The sequence below is a fragment of the Thiohalocapsa sp. ML1 genome, assembly GCF_001469165.1.
Taxonomy (GTDB): Bacteria; Pseudomonadota; Gammaproteobacteria; order Chromatiales; family Chromatiaceae; genus Thiohalocapsa.
Genome location: NZ_JABX01000008.1, coordinates 101,845 through 127,668 on the forward strand (window position 1 = coordinate 101,845; position 25,824 = coordinate 127,668).

29 protein-coding genes are annotated in these 25,824 nt (G+C 69.0%); 12 read left to right on the plus strand and 17 right to left on the minus strand.

Translation table 11 applies throughout. The features are described from left to right. Positions 1-166 precede the first annotated feature (166 nt). From ML01_RS07035 to ML01_RS07055, 5 genes are all read right to left on the minus strand, one after another. The gene (locus tag ML01_RS07035) at positions 167-871 is read right to left on the minus strand and encodes a hypothetical protein (protein ID WP_058554691.1); all 705 of its coding nucleotides are present in this window, start codon (positions 869-871) and stop codon (positions 167-169) included. Then, a complete protein-coding gene (locus tag ML01_RS07040; RefSeq protein ID WP_058554692.1) occupies positions 868-1,698 on the minus strand; it encodes a uroporphyrinogen-III synthase in 831 nt (276 codons plus the stop codon). Before ML01_RS07040 ends, ML01_RS07035 begins: the two co-directional genes overlap by 4 nt. A gap of 13 nt (positions 1,699-1,711) precedes the next feature. After that, complete coding sequence (gene hemC, locus ML01_RS07045) at positions 1,712-2,650, minus strand: hydroxymethylbilane synthase (RefSeq protein ID WP_058554693.1); 939 nt, start codon at positions 2,648-2,650, stop codon at positions 1,712-1,714. Between the two features lie 193 nt (positions 2,651-2,843). Then, entirely contained in the window at positions 2,844-3,578 is a 735-nt protein-coding gene (locus ML01_RS07050) for a LytTR family DNA-binding domain-containing protein (protein ID WP_058554694.1), read from the minus strand. Continuing rightward, positions 3,578-4,474: a sensor histidine kinase gene (locus ML01_RS07055; RefSeq protein WP_216819121.1), complete on the minus strand. Its 897-nt coding sequence runs from the start codon at positions 4,472-4,474 to the stop codon at positions 3,578-3,580. The genes ML01_RS07050 and ML01_RS07055 overlap by 1 nt, the downstream gene beginning before the upstream one ends. Here ML01_RS07055 and ML01_RS30115 point away from each other — a divergent pair. The 4 genes from ML01_RS30115 to ML01_RS07070 all read left to right on the plus strand — a co-directional run bounded on the left by ML01_RS30115 (position 4,452) and on the right by ML01_RS07070 (position 7,244). Next, positions 4,452-4,682, plus strand: coding sequence for a hypothetical protein (locus ML01_RS30115; protein WP_216819122.1), 231 nt, complete (start codon positions 4,452-4,454; stop codon positions 4,680-4,682). The genes ML01_RS07055 and ML01_RS30115 overlap by 23 nt on opposite strands. A gap of 104 nt (positions 4,683-4,786) precedes the next feature. Beyond that, on the plus strand, positions 4,787-6,193 hold the full coding sequence (gene argH / locus ML01_RS07060) for an argininosuccinate lyase (RefSeq protein ID WP_058554747.1): 1,407 nt from the start codon (positions 4,787-4,789) through the stop codon (positions 6,191-6,193). A 35-nt stretch (positions 6,194-6,228) separates the two neighbouring features. Then, positions 6,229-6,585, plus strand: a complete 357-nt coding sequence (locus ML01_RS07065; protein ID WP_058554696.1) for a nucleotide pyrophosphohydrolase — start codon at positions 6,229-6,231, stop codon at positions 6,583-6,585. A gap of 200 nt (positions 6,586-6,785) precedes the next feature. After that, a complete protein-coding gene (locus ML01_RS07070) occupies positions 6,786-7,244 on the plus strand; it encodes a Crp/Fnr family transcriptional regulator (protein ID WP_058554697.1) in 459 nt (152 codons plus the stop codon). A 92-nt stretch (positions 7,245-7,336) separates the two neighbouring features. Here ML01_RS07070 and ML01_RS07075 read toward each other — a convergent pair whose 3' ends face one another. From ML01_RS07075 to ML01_RS07090, 4 genes are read right to left on the minus strand one after another with little or no spacing between them, the layout of a single operon-like run. Next, positions 7,337-8,317 carry a LysM peptidoglycan-binding domain-containing protein gene (locus ML01_RS07075; protein WP_216819123.1) on the minus strand — a complete coding sequence of 327 codons (981 nt, stop codon included), beginning with the start codon at positions 8,315-8,317 and terminating at the stop codon, positions 7,337-7,339. Between the two features lie 58 nt (positions 8,318-8,375). After that, positions 8,376-9,398, minus strand: a complete 1,023-nt coding sequence (sohB, locus tag ML01_RS07080; protein WP_058554699.1) for a protease SohB — start codon at positions 9,396-9,398, stop codon at positions 8,376-8,378. A gap of 42 nt (positions 9,399-9,440) precedes the next feature. Next, positions 9,441-10,280 (minus strand): thymidylate synthase, encoded by an 840-nt coding sequence (locus tag ML01_RS07085; RefSeq protein WP_058554700.1) that lies wholly within the window; start codon positions 10,278-10,280, stop codon positions 9,441-9,443. Between the two features lie 3 nt (positions 10,281-10,283). After that, positions 10,284-10,685 carry a Rap1a/Tai family immunity protein gene (locus tag ML01_RS07090; protein ID WP_058554701.1) on the minus strand — a complete coding sequence of 134 codons (402 nt, stop codon included), beginning with the start codon at positions 10,683-10,685 and terminating at the stop codon, positions 10,284-10,286. A gap of 366 nt (positions 10,686-11,051) precedes the next feature. Between ML01_RS07090 and ML01_RS07095 the strand changes: the two genes are divergently transcribed. Then, complete coding sequence (locus ML01_RS07095) at positions 11,052-12,308, plus strand: glucose-1-phosphate adenylyltransferase (RefSeq protein WP_058554702.1); 1,257 nt, start codon at positions 11,052-11,054, stop codon at positions 12,306-12,308. 244 nt (positions 12,309-12,552) lie between these two features. Here the strand turns inward: ML01_RS07095 and ML01_RS07100 are convergent, their stop codons facing one another. From ML01_RS07100 to ML01_RS07110, 3 genes are all read right to left on the minus strand, one after another. Then, positions 12,553-12,828 (minus strand): hypothetical protein, encoded by a 276-nt coding sequence (locus tag ML01_RS07100; RefSeq protein WP_156427589.1) that lies wholly within the window; start codon positions 12,826-12,828, stop codon positions 12,553-12,555. Positions 12,829-12,895: 67 nt separating this feature from the next. Then, positions 12,896-14,734 carry an Hsp70 family protein gene (locus ML01_RS07105; protein ID WP_058554703.1) on the minus strand — a complete coding sequence of 613 codons (1,839 nt, stop codon included), beginning with the start codon at positions 14,732-14,734 and terminating at the stop codon, positions 12,896-12,898. Then, positions 14,731-15,396 (minus strand): DUF2760 domain-containing protein, encoded by a 666-nt coding sequence (locus tag ML01_RS07110; RefSeq protein WP_254045161.1) that lies wholly within the window; start codon positions 15,394-15,396, stop codon positions 14,731-14,733. The genes ML01_RS07105 and ML01_RS07110 overlap by 4 nt, the downstream gene beginning before the upstream one ends. 394 nt (positions 15,397-15,790) lie before the next feature. On the opposite strand from ML01_RS07110, the gene ML01_RS07115 reads away from it, so the two are divergent. From ML01_RS07115 to ML01_RS07135, 5 genes are all read left to right on the plus strand, one after another. Further along, complete coding sequence (locus ML01_RS07115) at positions 15,791-16,087, plus strand: DUF2934 domain-containing protein (RefSeq protein ID WP_058554704.1); 297 nt, start codon at positions 15,791-15,793, stop codon at positions 16,085-16,087. A gap of 296 nt (positions 16,088-16,383) precedes the next feature. Next, positions 16,384-16,947: a NapC/NirT family cytochrome c gene (locus ML01_RS07120; protein WP_058554705.1), complete on the plus strand. Its 564-nt coding sequence runs from the start codon at positions 16,384-16,386 to the stop codon at positions 16,945-16,947. Beyond that, positions 16,940-18,118 (plus strand): ankyrin repeat domain-containing protein, encoded by a 1,179-nt coding sequence (locus tag ML01_RS07125; RefSeq protein ID WP_254045162.1) that lies wholly within the window; start codon positions 16,940-16,942, stop codon positions 18,116-18,118. The genes ML01_RS07120 and ML01_RS07125 overlap by 8 nt, the downstream gene beginning before the upstream one ends. 100 nt (positions 18,119-18,218) lie before the next feature. Further along, positions 18,219-18,911 carry a cytochrome c gene (locus ML01_RS07130; RefSeq protein ID WP_371258191.1) on the plus strand — a complete coding sequence of 231 codons (693 nt, stop codon included), beginning with the start codon at positions 18,219-18,221 and terminating at the stop codon, positions 18,909-18,911. A 21-nt stretch (positions 18,912-18,932) separates the two neighbouring features. Further along, positions 18,933-20,225 (plus strand): FCSD flavin-binding domain-containing protein, encoded by a 1,293-nt coding sequence (locus ML01_RS07135; protein WP_058554707.1) that lies wholly within the window; start codon positions 18,933-18,935, stop codon positions 20,223-20,225. A 383-nt stretch (positions 20,226-20,608) separates the two neighbouring features. Here ML01_RS07135 and ML01_RS07140 read toward each other — a convergent pair whose 3' ends face one another. The 3 genes from ML01_RS07140 to ML01_RS07150 all read right to left on the minus strand — a co-directional run bounded on the left by ML01_RS07140 (position 20,609) and on the right by ML01_RS07150 (position 22,954). Further along, complete coding sequence (locus ML01_RS07140; protein ID WP_254045163.1) at positions 20,609-20,848, minus strand: hypothetical protein; 240 nt, start codon at positions 20,846-20,848, stop codon at positions 20,609-20,611. Between the two features lie 10 nt (positions 20,849-20,858). Continuing rightward, positions 20,859-21,338: a hypothetical protein gene (locus ML01_RS28465; RefSeq protein ID WP_156427590.1), complete on the minus strand. Its 480-nt coding sequence runs from the start codon at positions 21,336-21,338 to the stop codon at positions 20,859-20,861. A gap of 62 nt (positions 21,339-21,400) precedes the next feature. Continuing rightward, the gene (locus ML01_RS07150) at positions 21,401-22,954 is read right to left on the minus strand and encodes a bifunctional aminoglycoside phosphotransferase/ATP-binding protein (protein WP_058554710.1); all 1,554 of its coding nucleotides are present in this window, start codon (positions 22,952-22,954) and stop codon (positions 21,401-21,403) included. Between the two features lie 88 nt (positions 22,955-23,042). On the opposite strand from ML01_RS07150, the gene ML01_RS07155 reads away from it, so the two are divergent. Then, the gene (locus ML01_RS07155; protein WP_058554711.1) at positions 23,043-23,243 is read left to right on the plus strand and encodes a DUF2892 domain-containing protein; all 201 of its coding nucleotides are present in this window, start codon (positions 23,043-23,045) and stop codon (positions 23,241-23,243) included. 172 nt (positions 23,244-23,415) lie between these two features. On the opposite strand, the gene ML01_RS07160 is transcribed toward ML01_RS07155, so the two are convergent. Both ML01_RS07160 and pgl read right to left on the minus strand, forming a co-directional pair. Further along, the gene (locus ML01_RS07160; protein WP_082674043.1) at positions 23,416-23,871 is read right to left on the minus strand and encodes a CopD family protein; all 456 of its coding nucleotides are present in this window, start codon (positions 23,869-23,871) and stop codon (positions 23,416-23,418) included. Positions 23,872-24,060: 189 nt separating this feature from the next. Then, positions 24,061-24,756 (minus strand): 6-phosphogluconolactonase, encoded by a 696-nt coding sequence (pgl, locus tag ML01_RS07165; protein WP_058554713.1) that lies wholly within the window; start codon positions 24,754-24,756, stop codon positions 24,061-24,063. Between the two features lie 374 nt (positions 24,757-25,130). Between pgl and ML01_RS07170 the strand changes: the two genes are divergently transcribed. Continuing rightward, positions 25,131-25,691: a response regulator gene (locus tag ML01_RS07170; RefSeq protein ID WP_058554714.1), complete on the plus strand. Its 561-nt coding sequence runs from the start codon at positions 25,131-25,133 to the stop codon at positions 25,689-25,691. The last annotated feature ends 133 nt before the right edge of the window (positions 25,692-25,824 follow it).

Below are 25,824 nucleotides of genomic sequence, written 5' to 3' on the forward strand. Positions count from 1 at the left end.
TGTCTCAGATGGCACGGAGCGTCGTCTTGGGCAGCGCACGTTGCCGCAGCTCAAGGGCCAAGGGCCAAGGGCCAAGGAGGGCTACCTCGGCCCTCGGCCCTCGGCCCTCGGCCCTCGGCCCTGCTGCGCGCATTTGACGCCTTCAAGTAATCTGGCGCCGTGCATGTCATCGCGCCGGTGCCGGTGAAGGAAGCCTAATAGGCGCCGGGCGGCTGGCGGCGGGTGCCGTCGGCGGCTCGGCGCGGAGCCCTGCACGCAGGCGGCGCAGCGTGGCAGGCAGGTCGCCGTCGCGGCCGGTGGGCGTGCGATAGGGCGGTGCCGCGAGGCGCGCGGCGGCATAGAGCGCCGCATCGAGCAGCGCTAGGTCGCCGGCGGCAGCCGCCGTGCGCGCCACCGCGAGCTGATCGGCCAGCAGGCGCTTGGCCGCCACCGGCGAGTTGCCGGCGGGTAACGCCGGGCGCGGCCCCACGGGCAGGCGCGCCACGTCCCGCGCCAGCGCATCGAGCCGCGCCGCGAGCTCGGCGCGCGCCGGCGGCGTCAGCTCCCGCCAGGGCGCCGCCGCGCGCGCACCCGGTGCGGGCGCCGGCGACGCGCCGCGTGCGGTTGCCTCAGGCTGCGGATCGGCCGTGGTCAGGGGCAGCTCGGCCCGCGCCCGCAGTGCTGCCTCCGCGGCCCGCACGCGCGCCAGCAGCCGCTCCTGCTCGCGTTGTGCCGTTGCCACGGAGACCTGCATCCGGCCGATGCCGGTGCGCAGCGAGGACCAGTACAACTGGGCGATGGCGACGGCGCCGGCCGCGAACAGCACGAGCAGCAGCGAGAGCAGAATGACCGGCAGGCGGCTGCGCCGGTGGCTCGGGGCCCCGGCGCTCAAGCACGCCTGGCCTGCTGTCCCACCAGCGTACAAAGGGCGCGCAGCATACCGTGGTCGCTGGTGTCCGGGGCGACGGCGACCTGCGCGAAGCCGCGGCTGCGCGCCGTCTCGGCATTGCGCGGACCCAGCACCGCAAGCGGCAGCCCCTTGAGCCAGGGCTGCGCCGCCGGCGGCAGCAGGGCCAGCAGGTTGTCGAGCACCGCATCGCTGGTGGCCGTCAGCAGGTGCAGCTCCTCGCGCCAGGCGGGCAGCAGGGCCGCCACGTCCACCGTCGCGGCGGCGCGCCGGTAGACCTCGGCATAGCGCACCTCGGCACCGCGCGCCGCCAGCGTCTCGCCGAGCAACGCCCGACCGCCCTCCCCGCGCACGATCAGCACCCGCTGCCCGGCGACGGCGTCGAGCGCCGGCAGTGCGAGCAGCGCCTCGCTGTCGAAACCGGCCCCCGGCACCAGCGTCGGCGGCAGACCGGCTTGGTCCATCGCGCCCGCGGTGGCACGGCCGACGGCGGCGAGCTTGGCGCCGCCGCTGCGCAGGGCTTCGGGCGCGAGCGCGAGCGCGCCGTCCACGGCGTTGCGGCTGATGAAGATGACCACGTCCCAGCGCTGCGCCAGCAGCGTCGTTGCCGCCGCGGGGTCGGCGGGGGGCTCGATCTCGATGGTCGGCAGACGTAGCGCACGGCCGCCCGCGGCCGCGATGAGCCGGCACAGGCCCTCGGCCTGGGCCGCGGGCCGAGTGACGAGCACGCCGCGGCCGGCGAGGTCGCAGGGCGCGGGGGTGCCGCCGGCGGCTCGATCCGATGCGGGAGCAGCTTCAGGCCGTTGGCTCATGTTGCCGCTGCCATCACGCCTCATGCAGGTCCTCGCGCAGCGCCGCCAGGATGGCCTCGGCCCCCTGCGCCAGCAGCGCCTCGGCGATGCGCTCGCCGAGCGCCTCGGCCGCCGCGGCGGGCGCACGGCCCTCGGCGCGCAGCACCTGCCGGCCGTCGGGCGTGCCGACCAAGCCCCGCAGGTAGAGCCCGTCGCCATCGTGTATCGCGTGCCCGGCGATGGGCACCTGGCAGCCGCCCTGGAGCCTGGCGTTCATGGCGCGCTCGGCGAGCACGCACTCGGCAGTCGCCTGGTGATGCAGCGGCGCGATCAGCGCGTGCACGCGCTCGTCGTCGGTGCGGCACTCGATGCCGATGGCGCCCTGGCCGATGGCCGGGAGGCTGTCGTCCACGGACATGGTGGCGCGGATGCGCTCGGCGAAGCCCAGGCGCTTTAAGCCGGCGGCGGCGAGGATGATGGCGTCGAACTCGCCGTCATCGAGCTTGCGCAGGCGCGTGTTGACATTGCCGCGCAGCGGCTCGATGCGCAGATCCGGCCGCCGTGCCACGAGCTGGCATTGCCGACGCAGACTGGAGGTGCCGACACAGGCGCCCTCGGGCAGCTCGTCGAAGCTCGCGTAGCGGTTGGAGACGAAGGCGTCGAGCGGGTCCTCGCGATCCATGATCACCGCGAGGTGCAGGCCCGCCGGGAAGTCCACCGGCACATCCTTCATGGAATGCACGGCGATGTCGGCGCTGCCGTCGAGCATGCCCTGCTCCAGCTCCTTGACGAACAGCCCCTTGCCGCCGACCTTGGCCAGCGGCGCGTCGAGGATCTTGTCGCCGCGCGTGGTCATGCCGACGATCTCGACCATAAGGTCCGGGTGCAAACGATTGAGCAGCGCGGTGGCGTGCTCGGCCTGCCACATGGCGAGGGGGGATTTGCGTGTGGCGATCTTCAGGGTTTCGGGCATCAGGGTCAGGTCCGGACAGGTCGGTTGTCGATAGCAGCGCGCGACGGGTCAGCGGCGGTGCTTTCCCATGAAAGTCGCGCAGCGCGCGCTCCTTAGTCTCCCTCTCCCCCCGGGAGAGGGCCGGGGTGAGGGAAACGGCCATGGCGAGCAGCGCCTTTCATGCTCCGGGGTGGCGCGCTGGTCGCCATGGCCGTTAGCCGTGGCGCAGGAAACGGCGGATCTCGGGCAGGTGCCGGCGGCTCACCGGCAGGCGCTCCTCGCAGCCCGCCAGCACCGCGAGGCTCGCGCCATCGGCGGCCTTCTCCAGCCCCACGAGCTGCTCGATGGCCACCAGCGCGTTGCGATGGATGCGCACGAAGCGGTCCGGATACTCCTCCTCCAGGGACTTCAGCGATTCATCGATGAGCATGCGTCCGCCGGCATGACGAACGGTAACGTACTTCTGCTCCGCAAGCAGGTACAACACCTCCTCGACCAGAACGGTCTGCACGCCGCCGCGGTAGTGAGCACTCAGGTGACGCCGGCGCCCGCCGTGCTCTTGGCGTTCCGCGTAAGCGTGCTGGGGGCGGGTCATGCGCGGCACGCGCTCGAGCGCCGCCTGGAGCCGCTCGCGCCGCACGGGCTTCACCAGATAGTCGGCGACATCGTGCTCAAAGGCTTCGAGCGCGTACTCCGGATAGGCGGTGACCAGCACCACGGCCGGGGGCGGGTCAAGCTGCGCGAGCGCCGCCGCCGCGTCCAGCCCCGACATGCCGGGCATCTTTTGATCCAGCAGCACCAGGTCGGCGTCACTCTCCAGCATGGCGGCAATGGCCGCCTCGCCGGTGGCCGCCTCGCCTACCACCTCGTAGCCGTCGCCGAGCTCCTCGATCAGCCGCCGCAGGCGCTCGCGCGCCAGCGCCTCGTCGTCAACCAGCAGAATTTTCATTACTGCCTCCATGGGTATGGGAAGGCCAGCCGCACCACGTAGTCCCCGTCCACCAGCGAGCGCGAGACGCGAGTGGCGCCCGGGAACATGGCCTCCATCCGCTGTGAAACGTTCTCCAGTGCCATTCCATTGCCCTTGTGGCGGCCCGTCTCGCTCGTTTGCCGCGGCAATGTATTACGAATGCTGAGGTTGACGGTACCCCGTCGGTAGCGCCCGACGATCTGGACCTCGCCGGGTTCCGTCGATGGCTGGATGCCATGGTAAACCGCATTCTCAACCAAAGGTTGCAGGATCAGCGGCGGCACCCGGGCCTCGGTGGGCAGATCCGCGACATCCCACACAACGTGGATGCGCTCACCAAGCCGTTGCGCCTCGATGTGCAGGTAGCGGCGGGAAAGCTCGATCTCCTCGCCCAGGCTGGTGCAATCATCGCTGGCGAGCGACGCCCGGAACAGATCGGCAAGGTCTTCCACCACCTCCTCGGCAAGGCGTGGATTGGTTTGGGTCAGGCTCGCGATGGTGTTCATGCTGTTGAACAGGAAGTGTGGCCGGATACGTGCTTGCAGCGTCTTGAACCTGGCGTTGGCGACGGCCTCGATCTGCGCGCGCCACTGTTGCTGGAGGTAAAGGTACCGCAACATCAACGCGCCGACGATGGCCGAAATCAGCCCGGCGCGCATCAGGAGCCCGCGCGCGCCGTCGTCAGGGAAGAGCCCCGCCCCCTCGGCCCAGGGCAGCAGCCCGATACACGCGGCGGTGATGGCGAGGGCACTGACGACGACGATGGCGAGCGCCGCCGGCGCCGCCGCCGGGGCGGGCAAGCGGCGCAATCCCGCACGCAGCACGCAGAGCAGGCTCGCCGCGAGCATCGCGATGGCGAGCACCAGCAGGGACAAGGGCCCCAGCCGCGCCCAGAAGCCCGCCAGCGGCGCCGGCGACGCCAGCGCCAACATGATGGCGAACACCTCACCGTACAGCACGACGCCGAGCGCGATGGGCGGCGAACAAAAATCCGGCAACAGCGACGATTGGCGTTGCGGTGCGGCATCGGCCAGCTTCGACCGGCGGCGCGGCGGCATGCTCATGGCGCAAGGTTCCATGTAAACTCGGCGAGACACCGGCGCCGCACAAACGCGGCGCCCGATTCACCCTTCAATCTATCAGCTTGCCGGATGGCGAGCCCAGCGATTGGCGCCACGCGCACCGACATGACCAACGCCACCACCAAGCCCTGGGCCGGGCGCTTCGAGCAACCCACCGACGCCTTCGTCGAGGCCTTCACCGCCTCGGTCGGCTTCGACCACCGACTCTACCGGCAGGACATCGCGGGCTCCATCGCCCATGCCCGCATGTTGGCGCAGCAGGGCATCCTGAGCGGAGAGGAGTGCGCCGCCATCGTCGCCGGGCTTGCGCGGGTGCGCGAGCGCATCGAGGCCGGGACCTTTGCGTGGTCCGAAGCCCTCGAAGACGTGCATATGAACATTGAGGCGGCGCTGACCGCTGACATCGGCGACGCCGGCAAGCGCCTGCATACCGGGCGCTCGCGCAACGATCAGGTGGCGACCGATCTGCGCCTCTGGCTGCGCGAGGAGATCGACGCCCTGCTCTGCGGCATCGACGCCCTCGTGTCCGCCCTGCTCGACCTCGCCGAGCGCGAGGCCGATACGATCATGCCCGGCTTCACGCATCTGCAGGTCGCCCAGCCCATCACCTTCGGTCACCACATGATGGCCTGGGTGGAGATGTTGGAGCGTGATGCCGGCCGCCTTTCCGACTGCCGAGCCCGCGTCAACATCATGCCGCTCGGTGCCGCCGCACTGGCCGGCACCAGCTATCCCATCGACCGCGCCTTCACGGCCGCGGCGCTCGGCTTCGAGCGGCCGGCAGAGAACTCGCTGGACGCCGTGTCGGACCGGGACTTCGCCATCGAGTTCACGGCGGCCGCGGCCATCGCCATGATGCACCTGTCGCGCTTCTCGGAGGAGCTCATCCTCTGGTCCTCGGCGCAGTTCGGCTTCATCGAGCTGTCCGACGCCTACTGCACGGGCTCCTCCATCATGCCGCAGAAGAAAAATCCGGACGTCCCGGAGCTGGTGCGCGGCAAGACGGGGCGCATCTTCGGCCACCTGATGGCGCTCTTGACGCTCATGAAGGGCCAGCCGCTGGCCTACAACAAGGACAACCAGGAAGACAAGGAGCCGCTGTTCGATACCGCCGACAACCTGCGCGGCGCGCTCAAGGTGTTCGCCGACATGATGCGGCACCTGACCTGCAATCACGCGCGCATGCGCGCCGCGGCGAGCCAGGGCTTCGCGACGGCGACCGACCTCGCGGACTACCTGGTGCGCCGCGGCATTCCGTTTCGCGACGCGCACGAGATCGTCGGCAAGGCGGTGGCCTTCGGGCTGCGCGAAGGTCGCGACCTGGCTCTGTTGACGCTCGCTGAGCTGCGCCGCTTCTCGCCTGCCATCGGTGAGGACGTCTATGACGTGCTGTCACTGGAAGGCTCGGTGAACGCGCGCAATCACCTGGGCGGCACGGCACCGGAACAGGTGCGCGCCGCGATCGCTCGCAAGCGTGCCGCCCGGGGTGCGGGCGTGGCGCCGGGCCGGTGAGCCCGTGCCACCGCGCCCCGAGCACCCAAGCCGACATGCCGGACAGCCTTGATCAACTGAGCGCACGCCTGCTGGCCTTCGCGCGCGAGCGCGACTGGGAGCAGTTTCAGTCGCCGAAGAATCTGTCCATGGCCCTCGCCGGCGAGGCCGGCGAGCTCCTGGAGCACTTTCAGTGGCTGACGGAGGCCCAGAGCCATGCGCTATCGGAGGAGAAGCGCCGGGCCGTCGCGCACGAGCTCGCAGACATCCTGAGCTATCTGCTGCGCCTTGCCGAGCGGCTCGATATCGACCTGATCGCCGCGACGCACGAGAAGATCGCCATCAACGAGTGTCGGTATCCCGCCGACAAGGTGCGCGGCGATGCCAGGCGCGCGACGGAATATGACAACTGAGCCTGGCATCCACGGTGGCGACAGCCGCTTTCCTTTGGCAAGCTAAGCGGAAATGTGCCCAAGGGCCGAGGGCTAAGGGCCAAGGGCCAAGGGCCAAGGGCCAAGGCAGCCATCCTTGGCCCTCGGCCCTTAGCGATACACCACATGGAGCATGGGGTTTTCGCTCTGCCAGCCGATCTCGCCCAACACCGGAGTTGTTCATGAACCTCGATGCCGCGATTGCACGCTGCCCCGTCTTTGCTGGCGTGCCTGCGGCGCGCGCGCGCACCATTCTCGCGAGCGGCACGCGCAGGCACCTTAGCACCGGCGAGATCCTCATCGACGAGGGCGTGCCGAACGAGCACCTGCATCTGGTGCTGTCCGGGCGCCTGCGCGTCATGCTGCCGGGCAATGAGTCGCGCTTTCGTGCCATTCACCTGGCTGACCTGGAGATGGGCGCCATCACCGGGGAATACTCGGCCTTCGACCGGCGCCACGCATCCGCCCGCGTCAGCGCGGTGGAAGACACCGAGCTCCTGTCGCAGCGGGGGAGCGATTTCGTCGCGGCGCTCGACGCGGACCCGGCCGCCGCAAAATACATCTACCGCAATCTCCTGGAGCTCCTGATCGAGCGCCTGCGCGCGAAGGATGCCGAGGTGGATCTGATCATGCCGGTTTAAGTCCCGATTTCGATCCCGATTTCGATTTCGATCCCCAGTTCGATTTCGATTTCGAAACGGTTCCTAAGCGCGCGCGGGCGGGCTTCGGGTGCTCAGGGGATGATCAGGCGCATGCCCAGGCTCAAGTCGTCCGGACCGTCGAGGAGATCCCGGTTCGCATCGAAGATCCGCTGCCAAGCGCTGGCATCACCGTAGACCTTGGCGGCGATGCGCGAGAGCGTGTCGGCGGCGCGGACCTCGTAGACCACGGTGGTGCGGGCAAGGGACTCGGCACCCGGCTGGGCCGCCGTGACCACGGCGGCCGCCGGTGGCGTCGGCGGGTCGCTGACGAGGGTCGGGCTTTGGGCCGGGGCCGGGGCCGCGGCAACGGCAGCCCGCGCCGTGGATGCCTGTAGGCGGTTGTCGAGCTCCAGCACCCGCTGCATGGCCTCAGCCTGACGCTCTTTGGCGGTGTTGAGCTCGAGCGCGAGCCGCTCGTTCTCGGTGCGCACCCGCGCATGAGCCTCATTCAGCGCCGCGTGCAGCTTCTCGGCCTTATCCGCCCGCAGCAGTGCCTCATCCACCGTGAGCTGCTGCTGCTTGAGGCGCGCCTCCAGCTCCGCCACCCGTGCATCGAGCTGATCGGCGCGGGCCTCGGCGTCACGCAGCCGCTGCTCGGCGGTAGCGAGATTGCGCTGCAGGGCCGCAAGGTGCTGGTCTTCGCCGACCATCGGGGGAGTGCCCGCCCCCTCAGCACCGTCGAGGCGCTCCTCCAAGCGCTCGGCCAGGTCCTGCAGCCGCGTCGCCTGCTTGTCGAGCCGCTCGGCCAGTTGTTGCTGCGCCTCCAGCCCCTCAAGGCGCCGCATGAGGAATGCATTCTCTTGCGCAAGCCGGTCGCGCTCGGCGCGCACCGGCGCCTCGCCCGCCGCGCGTGCGGCATCAGCGCCTGCCTCGGAGGCCGACACGACGGCACCGGGCGCGGCCGCGAGCAGCCAGGCCGCTATGCCCAGGGCAGCGCGCCGGACAAGCCGCGCACGCACCGCGCTCTGCTGGGTCAAGGTGCCGGATGGTCGTAGAAAAGCGATCGGCGGCATCAGTGGAGAGGAATCATGGGCGACCCGACCCCGGACACGGCCAGGACGCGACGGGGATTCAGTGGCGTTGCGGTTGCGAAAGTCCCAGCGGCAGTCGCGCAAGCGCGGCGCGTACGCCCTCCAGGAGGCGCACCCAGGGGCGCTTCTTGGCCTCCCAACGCAGCCGATAGAGCTCGCATCGGTCCCGAGCAGCCAGCATGTAGTCGTCGCTCGTGGTGATCTCGTCCACCAACCCGAGCGCCAGTGCCCGTTCGCCATACCAGTATTCGCCGGTGGCAACCTCGTCGAGATCCAGATCCTTACGGTACTCCCGAACGAACGCCTTGAACAATTGGTGCGTTTCCTCGATCTGCGCTTGGAGCTTGGCCCGCCCTTCCTCGGTGTTCTCGCCGAACAGCGTCAGCGTGCGCTTGTGCTCGCCCGCGGTGTGGAGCTCGAAGTCAATGCCGCGCTCGTTGAGCCAGCGGTGGAAGTTCGGCAACTGCGCGACGACACCGATGGAGCCGACGATCGCAAAGGGCGCGGCCAGGATGCGATCGGCGACGCAGGCCATCAGGTAGCCGCCGCTGGCGGCGACCCGGTCCACCGCGACGGTCAGCGGGATGCCGCGCGAGCGGATGCGCAGCAACTGCGAGGCGGCCAGTCCGTGCTCGTGCACGGCACCGCCAGCGTTGTCCAGCCGCACCAACACCTCGTCCTCGCGCGTCGCCTCCGCCAGCAGCGCCGTGATGATCTCGCGCAGTCCCGTGACCTCGCTCGCGAGCAGGTCGCCGTGGAAGTCCAACACGAACAGCCGCGGGCGCTCTGCATGGTCGGCCTTGGCGCGGGCCTTGTCCGCCTTCTGCTCGGCCTTCGCCCAGCGCTTGTAGGCCTTGGGCGAGAGGGTCGCGTGCTTGAGCGCGTCGGCCATGTCCGTGTAGCGATCATCGAGGTTCTTCACCTCCAGATGGCCGCGCTCCGCATCGGTGCCAACCGCGTGACGGCCGCGCACCAGCAGCAGGACGAACAGCCCGAACAGCAAGAGCAAAGTCAGTGTCTTGGCCGTGAAGAGGCCATACTCGATCAGGGCATCAATGAACAAGGTGCGGTTCTTCCTTTATCTGCTGGGCACCGTGTCGCCCCGTCAGACGGCGATGGGCGCGCGGATGGCGGGGTGCGGGTCGTAGCCGATGATGGCGAAGTCGTCGAAGCCATACTCAAACAGCGTCGGCGGCCGGCGCATCAGCTCCAGCCGCGGCAGCGCCCGTGGCGCGCGCGCCAGTTGGGTGTAGACGATGTCCGGGGTCAGATGGTTCCGGTACAGGTGCAGGTCGCCAAAGGTGTGCACAAACTCACCGGGCGCGAGGTCGCACTGCTGCGCGACCATGTGGGTCAGCAGCGCATAGCTCGCGATGTTGAACGGCACACCCAGAAACAGGTCCGCGCTGCGCTGGTAGAGCTGGCAGGACAGCCGCCCGTTGGCGACGTAGAACTGGAACAGGCAGTGGCAGGGCGCAAGCGCCATGTGGCCGCGGGCAGCGTTTTCGGCCGGCGACAGGCCGGACAGCGGCAGGTCCGCGGGATTCCAGGCCGACACCACGAGCCGCCGCGAGTCCGGGTCGCGGCGGATCTGCCGGACGATGTCGGCGAGCTGGTCGATGTGCCTGCCGTCCGGGGCCGGCCAGCGTCGCCATTGCTTGCCGTAGATGGGACCGAGCTCGCCGTCCGGGGCGGCCCATTCGTTCCAGATGGTCACGCCGCGCTCGTTGAGCCAATGGTTGTCGGTGGAGCCTGACAGGAACCACAGCAGCTCAAAGATGACGCTCTTGAGGTGGACCTTCTTGGTCGTGACCAACGGAAAGCCCGCCGCCAGATCGAAGCGCAACTGCCGCCCGAATACGGAGCGTGTGCCGACGCCCGTGCGGTCGGCCTTATCGACGCCGTTGTCGATGACGTCGCGCAGGAGGTCCAGGTACTGTTGCATCGCTCAGCGGCGCGCAGCCTTAGCGCAGGGATAGAGCCCCGCCATCACGTCGGGCACCACCAGCGCCGCCGGCGCTGACTGCCGGGGCTCCGTGCGCAAGGCCGCGAGCACCCGCGGCAGGGCCGCATCGATGGACTCGCTCTCCGGCATGCACCAGCGCGGCCCGGCGGACTTTGCGCTGCAATCGCAAGGAACCGCGTACCACTCGCACAGGGCCGCATCGACGCCGGCAGCGCCGGCCGACTGCCCGCGCGCGCAGGCCGCCAGCAACTGCGCCACACTCGGCCCCGCCTGCGCCCCGCCCAGCTCGCCCGCGCCCAGGGACGCGGTGGCGCAAAGCAGCAGCGCCACTAGGGCAGCGACCGGCGCGGCGCGGCGGGGCAGTAGGCGGCGGCGATGGCGCATGACGTCGGAAGGCCTCGTTCAATCCTGCAAGCGCCGGAGTGTAACCGATCGCCGCGTCCCGCCGGGGCGGTCGCAGCGGGCGCTACCCCGGGCTTTGGCGACCTGTTCCGGGCACCGGCATACGGGCGTCGCGGGAGCATCCCGGTCAGTGACCGGCATAGACCGCACGACGCCGGGATGCAGCGGGTTTATCATGTGCGCCGACCGCGCCGCAGCCGACGGCGCACGCTCCATCGGGCCGCGGTGCTGCGCAATGCCGGGCTCAGGGCCGCGCGCCCACTTGCCGAGCGCGCGGCCCGTGCGCTGGGTGCATGCCCCGGCCCTTATCCAAGACAGTACGGCGCCGGACCGGCGCTCGGAGGACAGATGGCAGACCGTATCATCGCTTTCGTCATGGCCGGCGGTCAGGGCGCTCGCCTGCAACCGCTCACCGCCGCCCGCTCCAAGCCATCTGTGCCCTTCGGCTCCCGCTACCGGCTCGTGGACTTCGTGCTCAGCAACCTGATCAACTCCCAGATCAGGACGATCTATCTCTTGGTTCAGTACAAGTCCCAGTCGCTGATCGAGCATGTGCGCAAGGCCTGGACCATCTCGCCGCTGCTGTCGGACCAGTTCGTCACCGTCGTGCCGCCGCAGATGCGCATCGGGGAGTCCTGGTTCCAGGGCACCGCCGACGCCGTGCAACAGAACATCAACCTGGTGGAGGAGCACGCGCCGGACTTCGTCGTCGTCTTCGGTGCCGACCACATCTACCGCATGGACATCGCGCAGATGATCGAGATGCACAAGAACCGCGGCGCGGACGTCAGCATCGCCGCGCTGCCGGTGCCCATCGACGACGCCCGCAGCTTCGGCGTCATCGCCGCGGATGCCGACGGGCGCATTGAGGCCTTCCAGGAGAAGCCCCCGAACCCGACGCCGCTGGCGGACGACCCCTGCAGCGCCTACGCGTCCATGGGCAACTACGTCTTCAGCACCAAGGTGCTCATCGACGCCCTGCACGACGCCCAGGAAGCCGGCGAGACCGACTTCGGCAACCACGTACTGCCGCGACTGCTGGCCAGCGGCAAGCGGCTCTTCGCCTATGATTTCGCCTCCAACACCATCCCTGGCATCCAGCCCTGGGAGGCGAAGGTGTACTGGCGCGACGTCGGCAACATCGACGCCTACTTCAACGCCCACAAGGACGTGCTCGGCGCCGAGCCCGTGTTCGACGCCTTCAACCCGAAGTGGCCCATCTACTCCAGCAACTACCAGGGACCGGCCGCGCGGGTGCTCGGTGGTCGGCTGCACAACACGCTGCTCGGCGCGGCAACGGTGATCCACGACGGCGCAGAGATCAAGGACAGCATCATCCGCCGCGAGGCCGTCATCGAAGAAGATGTCGTGCTCGATGAGTGCATCGTCATGGACTACGTGCGCGTCTGCCGCGGCTCGCGCCTCAAGCGCGTCATCATCGACCGCCACAACCACATCGAGCCCGGCTCCATTGTCGGCTTCGACGTCGCCGCCGATCAGGCCCGCGGCTACACGGTCTCGGCCGGCGGCGTCACCGTGATCCCGGCCGGCCACGCGAACATCTTCGCGCGCACCGGCGGCGGCTACGGGGGCTACTCGGAGTAAGGGCCGAGGGGCTAGATTGTTTGACGGCGCCGCATGCTTGACCGCATCCACTGGCTAGATTGCTTGACGGCGCCACATGCTTGACCGCATCCACCGAGTACCGGGCGCACCTCACAACGCGCCCTGCTCTCCGCCCAAGACCAGGGCGAGGCCGGCGCCGCCACCGAAGCTGCAGGCGGCGGCGCGCAGGAAATCCGCAACCATCCCGCTCAGCACTTGAAGGATTCGCCGATGGCGTGGGCGCTCAAACATTGAGCACGCCCTGTCCGTAGGTGCGCACCCGACGCTTGATGAGCGCCAGCTCGTCGGGCCGCAGCCGATCCGGGTCCAGGTGCCGCCACTCCCGCTCGTAGCGCGCGAGCGGCTCGGGCTCGCTCAGTCGCTCCTGGTGCAACTGCCAGGCGCGCAGACGCAGGGCGGGGTAGCGGGCGATCTCGACGCTGGGGTGTCGACGGTGGGCGTGTCCATGGGCCGAGTGTAGCGCCGCCCCGAAGAGCGGGCCATCTGCGGCGAGGGCCAAGGGCCGAGGGCCAAGGAGGACTTGCCTCAGCCCTCGGCCCTTTTAGCAGGGCTCGCCGCCGGGGCGCTTACTCGCCCCCGCGGGTGCTGAAGGCGACCTGCCAGGGACCGCCTTCGCCGGCCAGCGGGATGGCGGTGAGCTCCAACGTGCCGATATCGGACACCGCGGCCTGGAGGCGCACCGGCACCACCTCGCCGCGCTTACGGCCGATGGCCGGGAGATTGGTCTGGATCTCTTCCAGCTCCTCGACCTCTTCCTGGGCCCACTCTTCCAGGATGTCACCCACCTGGTCCTCGCGGCGGACGCTGGAGCCGAAGAACCGAAACCGCACCGGCTCGCCGACGACCAGACCGAACTCCTGCGGGGCGGAGACGGGCTCCGAGCCCTCCTCCAGCCCGAAGGGCACGACGCACAGCGCCTGCAGCTCCGGCTCCATGCCGGGGATCGCGGGCTGGCTACGCTCGACGCCGACGTAGTACGAATGCGACGTGCCGCCGCGGATGCGCACACCGCCGTGCTTGCGCACGTAGGCGAAGAACGCCGCACCGCGCGCCACCGCGAGGTTGAGATCCGCCGCCTCCAAGAGCCGCGCCGGCGGTGCGTCCTCGGCCGCGAGCCAGTTGTTGATGACCGCGAGCACGCGCTCGCGCAACAGGCCGGCGGTGAACACGCCGCCGTTGAACAGCACCGCGGTGGGGTGCAGGAAGGTCGCCCAGTGGGCGGGCTCGACGAAGCCCTCCAGGTCTCCGGTGGCACCCGCCTGCTTGCTCAGAAAGGCCGCCAGGTGACGAGTCACGGCCGGGTCCTGCGCAAAGGGCAGGCCGACCTTGGTGAGGGCGCCGCGGGCGCGCTGGGCCGGATGGTCGGTGACCGCGACCTCGGGGAAGAAGCCGTCGATGAGAATCGCCGTGACCTCGTCGCGGGTCAGCTCGGTGCGGATGCTGCCGCCGATGAGCTTGGCACCGCGGCTCGGCACCACCACCGGCATGGCCTCCAGGCTCGCGTCCGCGAGCAGCCGCTCCTTCGCGATGCGGCAGCCGTAGGTGAGTGCTTGTAGCTGCCAGCGGTCCAGCTCGACGCCCCGGGCCTTGAGCTTTTGCTTGACCAGGTGCGCGAGGGTCAGGTCCATGTTGTCGCCGCCGAGCAGGATATGCTCGCCGACGGCGACGCGGGTCAGCTCCAGCGCACCGTCCTGCTCGGTCACGGCGATCAGCGAGAAGTCGCTGGTGCCGCCGCCCACGTCCACCACGAGGATGATGTCGCCGACCTTTACATCGTGGCGCCACTGGCCCTTGCTGTCGCTCACCCAGCTATAGAGCGCCGCCTGCGGCTCCTCCAGCAGCACGAGGTTCTGAATGCCGATGGCGCGGGCGGCCTCGGCGGTCAATTCCCGCGCGGCGGGGTCGAAGGAGGCCGGCACCGCAACCGTCACCTCCTGCTCGCCGAGCGGATCGAAGCCGTGCAGCCCGTTCCAGGCCTCGCGCAGGTGGGTCAGGAAGGCGACGCTGGCATCGAAGGGCGACACCTGCGGGATCTCGGCCGGCACCTCCGGCGGCAGGATCGGCGCCTTGCGGTCCACGTCCGGATGGCAGAGCCAGCTCTTGGCGCTGGCGACGAGGCGGATCGGCGTGCTGGTGCCCTGCTTGCGGGCCAGCTCGCCGACGAGCTGCCCCGCGGGCGCCGGCCAGGGCAGCCCGAGATCCTCCGGCTTGAGCTCGTCCGGGTGCGGCAGGTACAAAAACGACGGCAGCATCGGGCGCTCTTCCACCGAGCCCGGGTCCACGAGCTGCGGGATCTGCATCAAGTGCTGCTCGACCTCCTCGCCGTCGCACTTGGCGATCTCGACATAGGACAGCGCCGAGTGCGTGGTGCCGAGGTCGATGCCGATGGCGAAGCGATTGCTCACAGTTCCACCTCCGCCGGTGCCAGGATGGTCACGTCGCGGCTGCCGCTGACCTTGGGCAGGCGCACCTCGTCCGCCCGCCAGCCGCGGTGCACCAAGGCACCGGTGAAGGGCGGCTCGCCAATCACGTTGCCGATGGGCCGCACCGCCGACGGGTCGAACCCGCGCTCCAGCGTCACGCGGCTGCCCTCGGCCTCGGCGCGGACCGGTGCAATGCTGAGATAGTCGCGCAGCACCTTCCGGCAGCCCTCATGCACGACCCGCGCCGCCGCGCCGATCTCCTGATCCGAGTAGCCAGTCACGTCTTCCTGCAGAAAGTCCACAAGCCGACCATCCTTCTGGAACAACCCGAGCAGCACCAGGGCGGCGTCCGGCGGCGTGTCGTGGAGCCGGGCGGCGGGCTGCGGCAGGGCTGACCTGGCGCGCGGGGCCGGGCTCGGCAGCGAGCTCGCGCCATCGATGTAGAGGTCCGTCAACAGCCGCGCGTAATCGGCGTCCGCCAGCGCCCGCACGAAGCTGTACAGCGCGATGGGCGCGCGCTTGAGCACCACCCAGGTCTTCGCGGCGGCAATGCCAAGCCAGTGGGCGGCCACGCGCAGGGCCATGAGCAGCGCCTGTTGCACGGGCCGCAGGCGTGCACCGATGGACGGCTTGGGTTCGGTCATGCGGAAGGACCCTCGGGCATCGGGCGCCATCATGGCGCCGGCTGGTGTTCGGCGTGGCAGGGAACCTGCTGCGGCCAGGTGGCGGCTCTGCGCCGACGGCGCCGTCTCCCCGCCCACCGAACCGAGCCGCCGCCGGCACCGGCACAAGGCCAGCCCGCGGCAACGGGCAAGGGGGGCGACGACAAGCAACGCAGACGGGCCGCCGCGAAGCCGCCAAGTTTACATCGCGACGGCACGGCTGTTCACCCGTGCTTTGGTCGCGTGCGGAAACCTGCCGGGCGACACCGGCGCCAAGACCGCGCGCCTCCCACCAGCGTGCTGCCGGGCGCCCCGCGCTTGGCGGCCCCTGGCATAATCCGCAGGTCGCGCGCTCCATGCCGTTTCCGCAGCCGCCATGACTCAACTCCATCAGTGCCTCGCCGTGCCAGCGCTCGATCCCGAGCACGATGACGCCGACGCGCCCCCGCCCCGACTCGAGCCGAGCCCGCCCGAGCGCAACGAGATGATCGCCGTCGCCGCCTACTTTCTCGCCGAGCGGCGCGCCTTCGCGCCCGGCGGCGCGGAGGCGGATTGGCTGCTAGCCGAGCAGCAGATCGACCGGCTGCTCGCGGGCGCCCGCGCCGCCGGCTTGGACCGGGCGGCGCTCGCGCGCATCGGGCTCCGCAACGCGCTGCGCTTGTGGGGCGCGTAAGCGCCCGAGGGCCAAGGGCCGAAGAGGGTTCCCTCGGCCCTTGGCCCTCGGCCCTGTTTCCCTCAAGCGCCTTGCCGGAGCGGCCTCGCGAGCTTGGTCCGCGGGGCACCCTGCGTGACCGAGCGCCGCACTCGGCGCGCTGGGCTTGCGGATTTGCCGGGACAGCCGTTGGCAACCGTTGCGGATTGTCATAGTATCCACAGCGCCTAACAAGAACGAACCCGACGACAAGGCATCACGGGTCAGCCGGCGCCCGCCCCGACGGGCGCGGCTCTGCCACCGAAGAGAGGAAACGCATGTCCGCCCCCAACGGCAGCCGCACGCGCGGCAAGCTCGGCACGCTCATTGCTGTTATCGCACTGTTCGTGTCCGGCGTTGTCTTCGCCGGGATTTTCAACACCGGGATGGCCTACACGAATGAAATGGAGTTCTGCGTGTCGTGCCACACCATGGAAAAACCCTACAACGAATATAAGGAAAGCCTGCATTTCCGGAATCAGTCCGGCGTGCAGGCCACCTGCGCCGACTGTCACGTGCCGAAGCCCTTCGTGCCAAAGATGATCACCAAGGTGATCGCGGCCAAAGACGTCTACCACGAGATCATCGGCACCATCAGCACCCCGGAGAAGTTCGAGGCGCACCGCTGGGACATGGCCTCGCGCGTGTGGAAGAAGATGCACAGCAGCGATTCGCGCGAGTGCCGCTCCTGCCACGAGTTCGCCAACATGGACCTGTCCGGGCAAAGCCGTTCCGCCCGCAGCCGCCATGCCCGCGCCGAGGAAAAGGGCCAGACCTGCATCGACTGCCACACGGGCGTCGTGCACCTGGAGCCCGACGAACCGGACGACGACGATGCGTGATCCCTTGCCCGTGGCCATGGCATCGCGATTCGATGCTGCATCCCCGATGCCACCCGCCGGGGTCGGCCCGGCAGGGTCGCGCCCGCCCGCTGGGTTGACCCCGGCATGGCTGCCCATCGCCGCGCTGGCGCTGCTGCCGCTGCTGTCCACGGGCCTTGCGCTCGCCGAGCCCGCCGGCGCCGAGTCGGCGCAGACCCCAGCGGCGACTGCCGAAGCCGGCATCGACGACGCCGGCATCGACGACGCCGGCATCGACAAAGCCGGCATCGACAAAGCCGGCATCGACAAAGCCGAGCTCGACAAGGAGCTGCGCATGGCGGCGATGATCGACGACGGCGAAAGCGTGGACCGGCTCCTCGACGCCGGCGCCAACGTCAACTCCGCGAGCCAGTTCGGCAAGACGGCGCTGATGTACGCGGTGGAGGGCGGCAACCTCGCCAGCACCGCGCAACTCCTGAACCGTGGCGCCGACGTTAACGCCCGCACCGTCGCCGGCTGCACGGCGCTCACCTTCGCCGCCGAGAACGGCCATACCGGCCTCACCGCGCTGCTGCTTGAGCGCGGCGCGCATGTGCACGACCGCACCCGTTCCGGCTGGGATGCGCTGATGATCGCCTCGCGCTACGGCATCACGCAGATGGTGGAGCAACTGCTCTACAGCGGCGCCGATCCCAAGGCCGCGGACAAGAACGGCCGCACGGCGCTGATGCAGGCGGCCGAGCGCGGCCAAGCGCCGGCGCTCAGACTGCTGCTCAAGGGCGGCGCCGACGCGGATGCCCGCGACGCGGAGGGCGCCACCGCGCTGATCATCGCCGCCGACGCCGGCCACGCCGACGCCGTGCAGACGCTCATTGAGCAGGGTGCCGACGTGAACGCCCGCGACGAGCTTGGCGCCACGGCGCTGATCTGGGCCGTCAGCGGCGGCCATGGCGACGTGGCCGAGGCGCTGCTCGCGCACGGCGCCGATCCGAATATCAAAAACCACGACGGCAGCTTCGCGCTGCGCGAGGCCGTCGCCGCCAAACACAACAGGCTCATCCGGCCGCTCCTTGAGCACCGCGCCGACCCCGCGCTGACCGACGCCGACGGCAACACCGCCGCCGACATCGCCCGCAACAGCGGCAATGACGAGGCGACCACCGCCCTCGTGTCGCCGCCAGCGCGGCCCTGAACCCGGCACCGCCCCCGCGGGGGCCGTGCCACACCAATGCACGGATCATGCGACCGCGAGCGGTAATGCAGTCCGGCATGGCGGAGCCCAGGGGCTCCGCGTGATCCGCAAAGCTGAACAAATCCGAACAACGGGAGGAACAATGGCCACATCGACCATCAAGAAGGCCCTGGTCGGCGGCGCGCTCGCCCTCGGCCTCGTCGGTGCCGCAGGCGCCGACGACATGCCCACCGGCAAAATGCTGGTGGACACCTGTGCCGGCTGCCACGGCACCAACGGCAACAGCGTCGGCCCCGCCTCGCCGAGCATCGCCGCGATGGACCCGTACGTGTTCGTCGACATGATGATCGCCTTCGCCGAAGGCGACATCTACTCGACCGTCATGGGCCGCATCGCAAAGGGCTATACCGAAGAAGAATACGAGGCCATGGGCGAGTACCTGAAGGAGCAAACCTTCGAGCCCGCGAAGCAGGAATTCGACCAAGCCCTGGTCGACAAGGGCGCGAAACTGCACGACAAGTACTGCGAGAACTGCCACATCGAGGGCGGCAAGCCGGTGCCCGACGAAGAGGACTACTACATCCTAGCGGGCCAATGGACGCCGTACCTCGAGTACGCGATGGCCGACTTCAGGGAGGACCGCCGCGAAATGCCGAAAAAGATGGCCAGCAAGCTCAAGCGAATGCTCGAGTCCGACGGCGAAGAAAGCCTTGCCGCCCTCTACGCCTTCTACGCCGCCTATACGGACTTTGAGAGCTCCGGGGCCGGCGACGACGACGAAGACGACGAATAACCGAGCAGGAGGAACAGCCACATGACCATGAACAGACGTGATTTCGTCAAGGCCACCGGCGCCCTCGCGGCGGTGAGCATGCTCGGCGCACCCGCCATCGCCTTCGGCCAGGGCAAAAAGGTCGTCGTCGTCGGCGGCGGCACCGGCGGGGCCACCGCGGCCAAGTACATCAAGATGGCCGACGACAGCATCGATGTGACCATCATCGAGCCGAACGAGGAGTACTACACCTGCTACATGAGCAATGAGGTGCTCGGCGGCGAGCGCACCATGGCGTCGATCAAGCACGGCTACGACGGCCTGCGCGCGCGCGGCATCAAGATCGTGCACGAGGCGGCCACCGGCATCGACGCCGACAAGAAGGTCGTCAAGACCGCCTCCGGCGAGTTTCCCTACGATCGCTGCGTGGTGTCGCCGGGCGTCTCGATGGTCTACGACAAGATCGAGGGCTACAGCGCCGAGGTCGCCGACAAGCAGATGCCGCACGCCTGGAAGGCCGGCCCACAGACGACGCTGCTGCGCAGTCAGTTGGAGGCCATGGACGACGGCGGCGTCGTGCTGATCTCCGCGCCGCCGAACCCCTTCCGCTGCCCGCCCGGACCTTACGAGCGCGCGAGCCAGATCGCGATGTACCTAAAGGAGCACAAGCCGAAGTCGAAGGTCATCATCCTCGACAGCAAGCAGGCCTTCTCCAAGCAGGGCCTGTTCACGCAGGGCTGGGAGCGCCTGTACGGCTTCGGCACCGACAACGCCCTGATCGAGTGGCAGCCGGGTCCGGACGCCGCCGTGGTGTCGGTCAACGCGGAGAACATGACCATCGAAACGGGCTTCGGTGACGAGATCGAGGGCGCCGTCATCAACATCATCCCGCCGCAGGTCGCGGGCAAGATCGCCATTGACGCCGGCCTCGCCGACGACAGCGGCTGGTGCCCGGTGGACATGAAGACCTTCGAGTCCACCAAGCTCCCGGGCGTCCATGTCATCGGCGATGCGGCGATTGCCACCGACATGCCCAAGTCGGCCTACTCCGCCAACAGCCAGGGCAAAGTGGCCGCCGCCGCGGTGGTAGCGATGCTGAACGGCGAAGAGCCCGGCATGCCGTCCTACGTCAACACCTGCTACAGCATTATCGGCAAGGACTATGGCATCTCCGTTGCTGCCGTCTACCGCTTGAGCGAGGACGGCAAGACCATCGCCGGCGTCGAAGGCTCGGGCGGTCTCACGCCCGCCGACGCGCCGGAGTTCGCGCTCGCCCGCGAGGTGCAGTACGCCTACAGTTGGTACGACAACATCGTCCACGACTCCTTCCGCTAAGCCCCGGCGCGAGCGGCGACTCACAGCAGACGATGCTGCGCGCCGACTGCCCGCTCGCACCGACCTGTTTTGCGGGGCCGTAAGGCCCCTTTTTTTGGACGTACGCGGGGCCTGTGCCGCGCGAAGCCGCCCGGCCCGGACCACGCACGGGCAAGCGGTCTCACGATCGGCATCGGGAATCGCAGCAGCCCTTCTCCGCCCAAGCCTATGCCCGCTAGCCCCTAGCGAGGCAGTTGTCGCGGCGCAGCGCCGGTGACCTGGGATTCGACCGTGGGTGCCTGCCTCGACGATAAACAGAATTAGCGAATAGTGCGGCCGAGCGGCTGGCGACTCCGAGTATTGGCCGCCGAGCCGATCTCTTTTTCCGCAGCCGGAGGCAGTGGCTAGGCGGCTTGGTCCTTACGCAGCAGGGCATCCGGATCATAGTCCGCAAGCCCAAACTCCTTCGGGTCCAGATCGAGCGCCGCGGCCTGTTCCAGCGCGACTGTCAGTACGTCGTAATAGGCCGCCTTCAGGCCGCTGTTGAACGGCGTCGGCTCCTGCTGCGCCCGCTCGGCAGCCCGGCGCGCGGCCAGCAGCACCTCCTCCAAGACCACCAGTGCCGATTCATTCTTCTCGCTCACGGATGACGCCCTACAGGATATCGATCTGCTCATAATGCCGCGCAATGTCGCTCGGCCACTTGAAATCTTGGTGATAACGGACTTCTGCCAATTCGGCGTCGCGCGGGAATTTCAGATAGGGATTCTTGACCCAGGCCTCATGCTGCACGATCAGCTTGCGAAACGACCGAATCGACTTGCGCAGCTTGACCGTCGGCAACGTCCGCTGTCGCTTCAGCCAGCCATGATGGGGTTGGCCTGGAACTTGCGCGATGCTGTAGGCAGACTGTCGTTCGCTCAGTATCGCTTCCTCCAGTAGCTTCAGCCGACACAGGCCCGGCGCCCCTTGGTACAACAGTTCCCGTGCCGGCTGTCCGCAAGCGGACGAGGGCAAGCGGCTGTCACCCATAAACTCTAGCAAACGCAAGCCGTGAAGGTGCCTCGGGTCCGGGAACCGGCGGTCGCCTCCGTGATCGTGCTCGAATCCACCGAGCTCGCGGAGCTTGGACACCGCCTCGCTCTCGGTCTCGCGCAGGACGCACGCGCTTACTTCGCCTTGGTGTCAGCGAAGTGCTACGACAACAGCCGAGCGAGGTCTTCCAGCGGCAGCACTCCCCGCGTGTCGACGAAGATGGCCCGGGCACGCGCGGCGGCCCCGAGCGGCTCGCGTCCGGCGAGCTGCCGCTCCAAGACGGCGACGTCCGCGTCCGACGGGTCCGTGCCGGCGCGATGGCGGGCGCGCACGCGCGCGCGCAGCACCGCAGGGGGTGCATCCAGCGCGAGGATGTCGAGCGGGCAGCCGAGCCGCTCCGCCAGGGCGCAGAACGGCCCGCGGCGCGCCGCCGTCAGGAAGGTCGCGTCCACCAGCACGCCGCAGCCCGCCCGCAGCAGGCCATCGGCGAGCGCGAGCAGCCGCGCGTAGGTCCGCGTGCTCGCCTGCTCGCTGTAGAGTTGGGCGTCGCCGCGCGCCTCCGCAGGTAGGCCGAACAGCCGCTTGCGCTCCACATCGGAGCGGACATGGATGAGCGCCACTTGCTCGGCGAGCCGCTCGGCGAGGTAGGTCTTGCCGGACCCGGACAGCCCGCAGAGCAGCACGAGGCGCGGCGACGACGCGCGGCTGTCCAGCAGCGCCTGGCGCACGTAACCGCGCAACGCAACATCCGGCGCCGCGTGGCCCTGGTGATGCTGCGCGGCGCCGATGGCGGTAACCTTGGCGCGCACCAAGGCGCGATAGACCAGATAGAACGGCAGCAGCGCCAGCCCGGCGTAGTCGCCGCTACGCATCAGCCAGCGATTCAGCAGCCGGCGTGCGGCGCGTACTTCACCCGCCTGCTTCAGGTCCATCAACAGGAAGGCAAGCTCACTTTGCGTATCGATCCAGCGCAGCGCCGGACTGAACTCGATGCAATCGAAGATCAGCGGCTCGCCGTCCAGCACGGCGATGTTGCCGCGATGCAGATCACCATGGCATTCGCGGATGAAGCCGTCGCGACGCCGCGCCGCGAGCACGCCCTTGAGCGCGACCCATTGCCGACGCGTCCAGGACTCGAGCCGGTCCAGATCCGCGTCCAGCGCAGGGTCAAGCTCCACGCTCGCGCGGATCACCGCGAAGTTCTCAAGCATCGGCGCCAGCACCTGCTCCGGCGCACCGTAGGGGCCGTCTGGGGGCGCCTCGGGAATGGCGGCATGGAAGGCGGCGATGCGCTCGGCCAGCGCGTCCGTCAGCCCGTCGGTGAGCGCCTGGCGCGTCAGCAGCGCGTCCTGCGGGAAGCGGCGCATGCGCACGGCGTAATCGAGTATCCCGGCGTTCTCGTCCCCGCCCAAACGCGGTGCTGCCGGCGTGCCGGTTACCGGCACGACGTCGAGGTAGAGGCGCTCGGCGAGGCGCCGATTGAGCCGCACCTCCTCCGTCGCATAGTGCTGGCGCGCCGCGAGCGTGGAGAAGTCGAGAAAGCCCAAGTCCACCGGGCGCTTGAGCTTGTAGGCGAGCTCGCCGACCAGCAGCACCCGGGAGATGTGCGTCTCGATGATCTCTCCCGAATCCGCGCAAGCAGCCCCGAGCAGCGCACGCAGCCGCTCGACGAGCGCGCGTTGTCCGAGGTCATCGCAATCGTCGTCGGGCGTCATGAAGGCACCCCCGCCACTTGCGCAAGACACTGTTTCTGCCGATGATTAGGCGCATCCGAAAACAGACCATAAACGCCTGAGGCATCGCATGTCCATAGAACGTATCGTGCTCGCCGTCGCCGGCAGCTTCGTGCTGATCTCCGCCATCCTCGCTGCAACCGTCAGCCCGCTATGGCTGTGGTTCACCGGCTTCGTCGGCCTGAATCTACTGCAGTCCGCGTTCACGGGCTTCTGCCCGCTCGCGACCATTCTGAAGAAATTCGGCAAAGAGCCCGGCCCGGCCTTCTAAAGCCGGGATCGGCGAGCCGAAGCACCCTGCCCGGCTCGCCCCAGCACACGCCCAAGGCCCCGCAAAGGGCCAGGGCCGAGGGCCGAGGCTGCCCTCCTCGGCCCTCGGCCCAACGCGCCATCAAGCGGACCGCGCCAAACGCTGCTCCTTGCCGGGCTGAGGCTCCGCCTCGCTAAAACTGCAGGTACCGCCCCGCCGAGCCCAGCATCGCCGTGACCAGCCCGAGGCCTAGGTTGATCAGGATGATGCGCCGGATCGCGGTCACCCGCACAGCGGCGCCCGCCCAGTCGCCGCCCTTGACGCGCTGACCGAGCGCCCGGTACGGCACGAAATACAGGTAGGCGAACAACGCCGTCATGACCAGCGCCACCGCCATCATCACGTGCACATGCCAGCCCATGCGGCTGCCGTAGATCCCCGAAAAGATCCAGAATCCGCTCCCCCACAGCAATAGCACCGCGAGCCAGACCCAGACGAAGAAGCGGTCGAACACCGCAAGCACCAGCGGCAGCCGCTGCGGCGGCTCCAGCTTGTCCTGTGCGGACTGGCGCAGCGCGAAATGCGCGAAAAACATCCCGCCAATCCAGATGACGGTGGCGAGCTGATGCAAGGCGATGGCGATGGCCAACTGGATGGTCATAGGGGGTACAGCTTGTCTCGGACGAGTCAGTGAAGAGTTAATGCGAAATCGCACCAGCGCGGCGGAACCCGAAGTTGGGCTATCGAAATCGGGATCGAAATCGCTATCGAAATCGAATCCCGATCCCGATCCCGATCCCGATTTCGAAGATCCATCAGCACCCGCGCACTTGCTCGCTCAGTGCTCCAACTGCGGCGTGGCGGCCTCGTCGAGCAGCACCAGGGCGTTGCCGCCCACTGCGACGCGCGCGACAGGCAGGCCTTCGCCCGCGAGCCAACGGTGCATCGCCGGGCGCTTACCGGCGCCGGTCACCAGCACCAGCATCCGCCGCGTGCGGCACAACGCCGACGGCGTCAGCGAGACGCGCTCCGGCGGTGGCTTCGGCGCCTCATGCACCGGCATGACCAGCGGGCCGGGGCGGATCTCGTGCTCCGGGAACAGGCTCGCGGTATGGCCGTCCTCGCCCATGCCGAGCAGCACGAGATCAAAGGGCAGCGCGGCGGCAACGATGGGCTCGTAGGCGGCGGCCGCAGCCTCAGCACCCCGCTCCGCCGGAATCGCATGCACCTGCTCGCGCGGGATCGGCACCTGCAACAGCCAGGTCTCGTCGGCGGCGCGGCTGTTGCGCTCGGCATCTTCGCTGGGAAGACAACGCTCATCGCCGTGGTAGATATGCCAATCGGCCCAGTGCGCCGATGCACCGGCGAGCTTGCGATAGGCCAAGAGCGGCGTGGAGCCGCCGGTGAGCACGATCCGGAACACGCCGCGGGCGCCGATCGCCTCCTCCGCGGCGGCAAGCATGATCCCCAGCGCCGCATCCGCAACCGCCTCGGCATCCGGCAGGATGCGGGCTTGTACACCGGTCAACTGCATGGTCGTGTTTCCCCTCGGAGACGGATGGGCAAGCGCCGCGACCGCGCGCGCCCGATGTGCTTCGGGCCACTCTGTTCGGGCCACTCTGTTCGGGCCACTCTGTTCGGCCCACTCTGTTCGGCCCACTCTGTTCGGCCCACTCTGTTCGGCCCACTCTGTTCGGCCCACTCTGTTCGGCCCACTCTGTCTGTTCGGCCCGTTATGGTAGTGGCTCCCCGGCCGCCCGCCTAGCCGCCGCAAGCGAGTTTAGGGCGCAGCACCGACAACGCCGCATCGGCCCTGGTGGGCAAGCGCCGCCTTCGGCCCTACACTGCCACCCGCGCCACCCCGGCGCCACGATCCTAGCCGACGCACCGCCAGCCCACCCAAAACCCATGTCAGAGCCCGACGTCCTGCTGATCGACGCCTCCAAGCCATCGCGCTACGCGCTACGGCTGCAGCTCCTGGCGCTCGGCGCCCAAGTTCGGCAGGCGCAGAGCCTGGAGGAGGCGCTGCCGCAACTCGCCCAGCGTCCCGCCGACCTCATCGTCACGGCCTCCGCGCTGCCGGGCATGAACGCGCTTGAGCTGCTGGAACTGATGGCCGCGCGCGACGGCGAGCCGCCAACGCCGGTGCTGATTCACTGTCCGGATGGGCACTGGCCGCTCGCGGCGACGGCGCTGCGCCATGGCGCCCTCGCCGTATTGGGCACGGATGAGCTCACGCGCAAGCTGCCCGGGCTCCTGCGCGACGCCGGTGCCATGGGGGAGCGCCGCGCCACGACGCCCGCCGAGGCGGACGCGGTTGCGCCGCCCATCGCGCTGAAACCGGCGCCGGCGGCAACAACGCAAGCGCCGACAACCCTGGCGGCACCGCTTGCAAGCCTGTCCAATTGCTGGCTCGTCGCCATCCCCGCCGCGGTGCTGGGGCTGCTCTTGGGGCTCTGGATGGGCTAGATTGCTTGACGCCTGAGGGAAGGGCCGATGGCCAAGGGCCGAGGGAGGCCTCCTCGGCCCTCGGCCCTCGGCCCTTGGCCCAATGCGATAGCGTTGCTGATGCGTCAAGTATCGAAGGGCCGGGGGCCGCGGT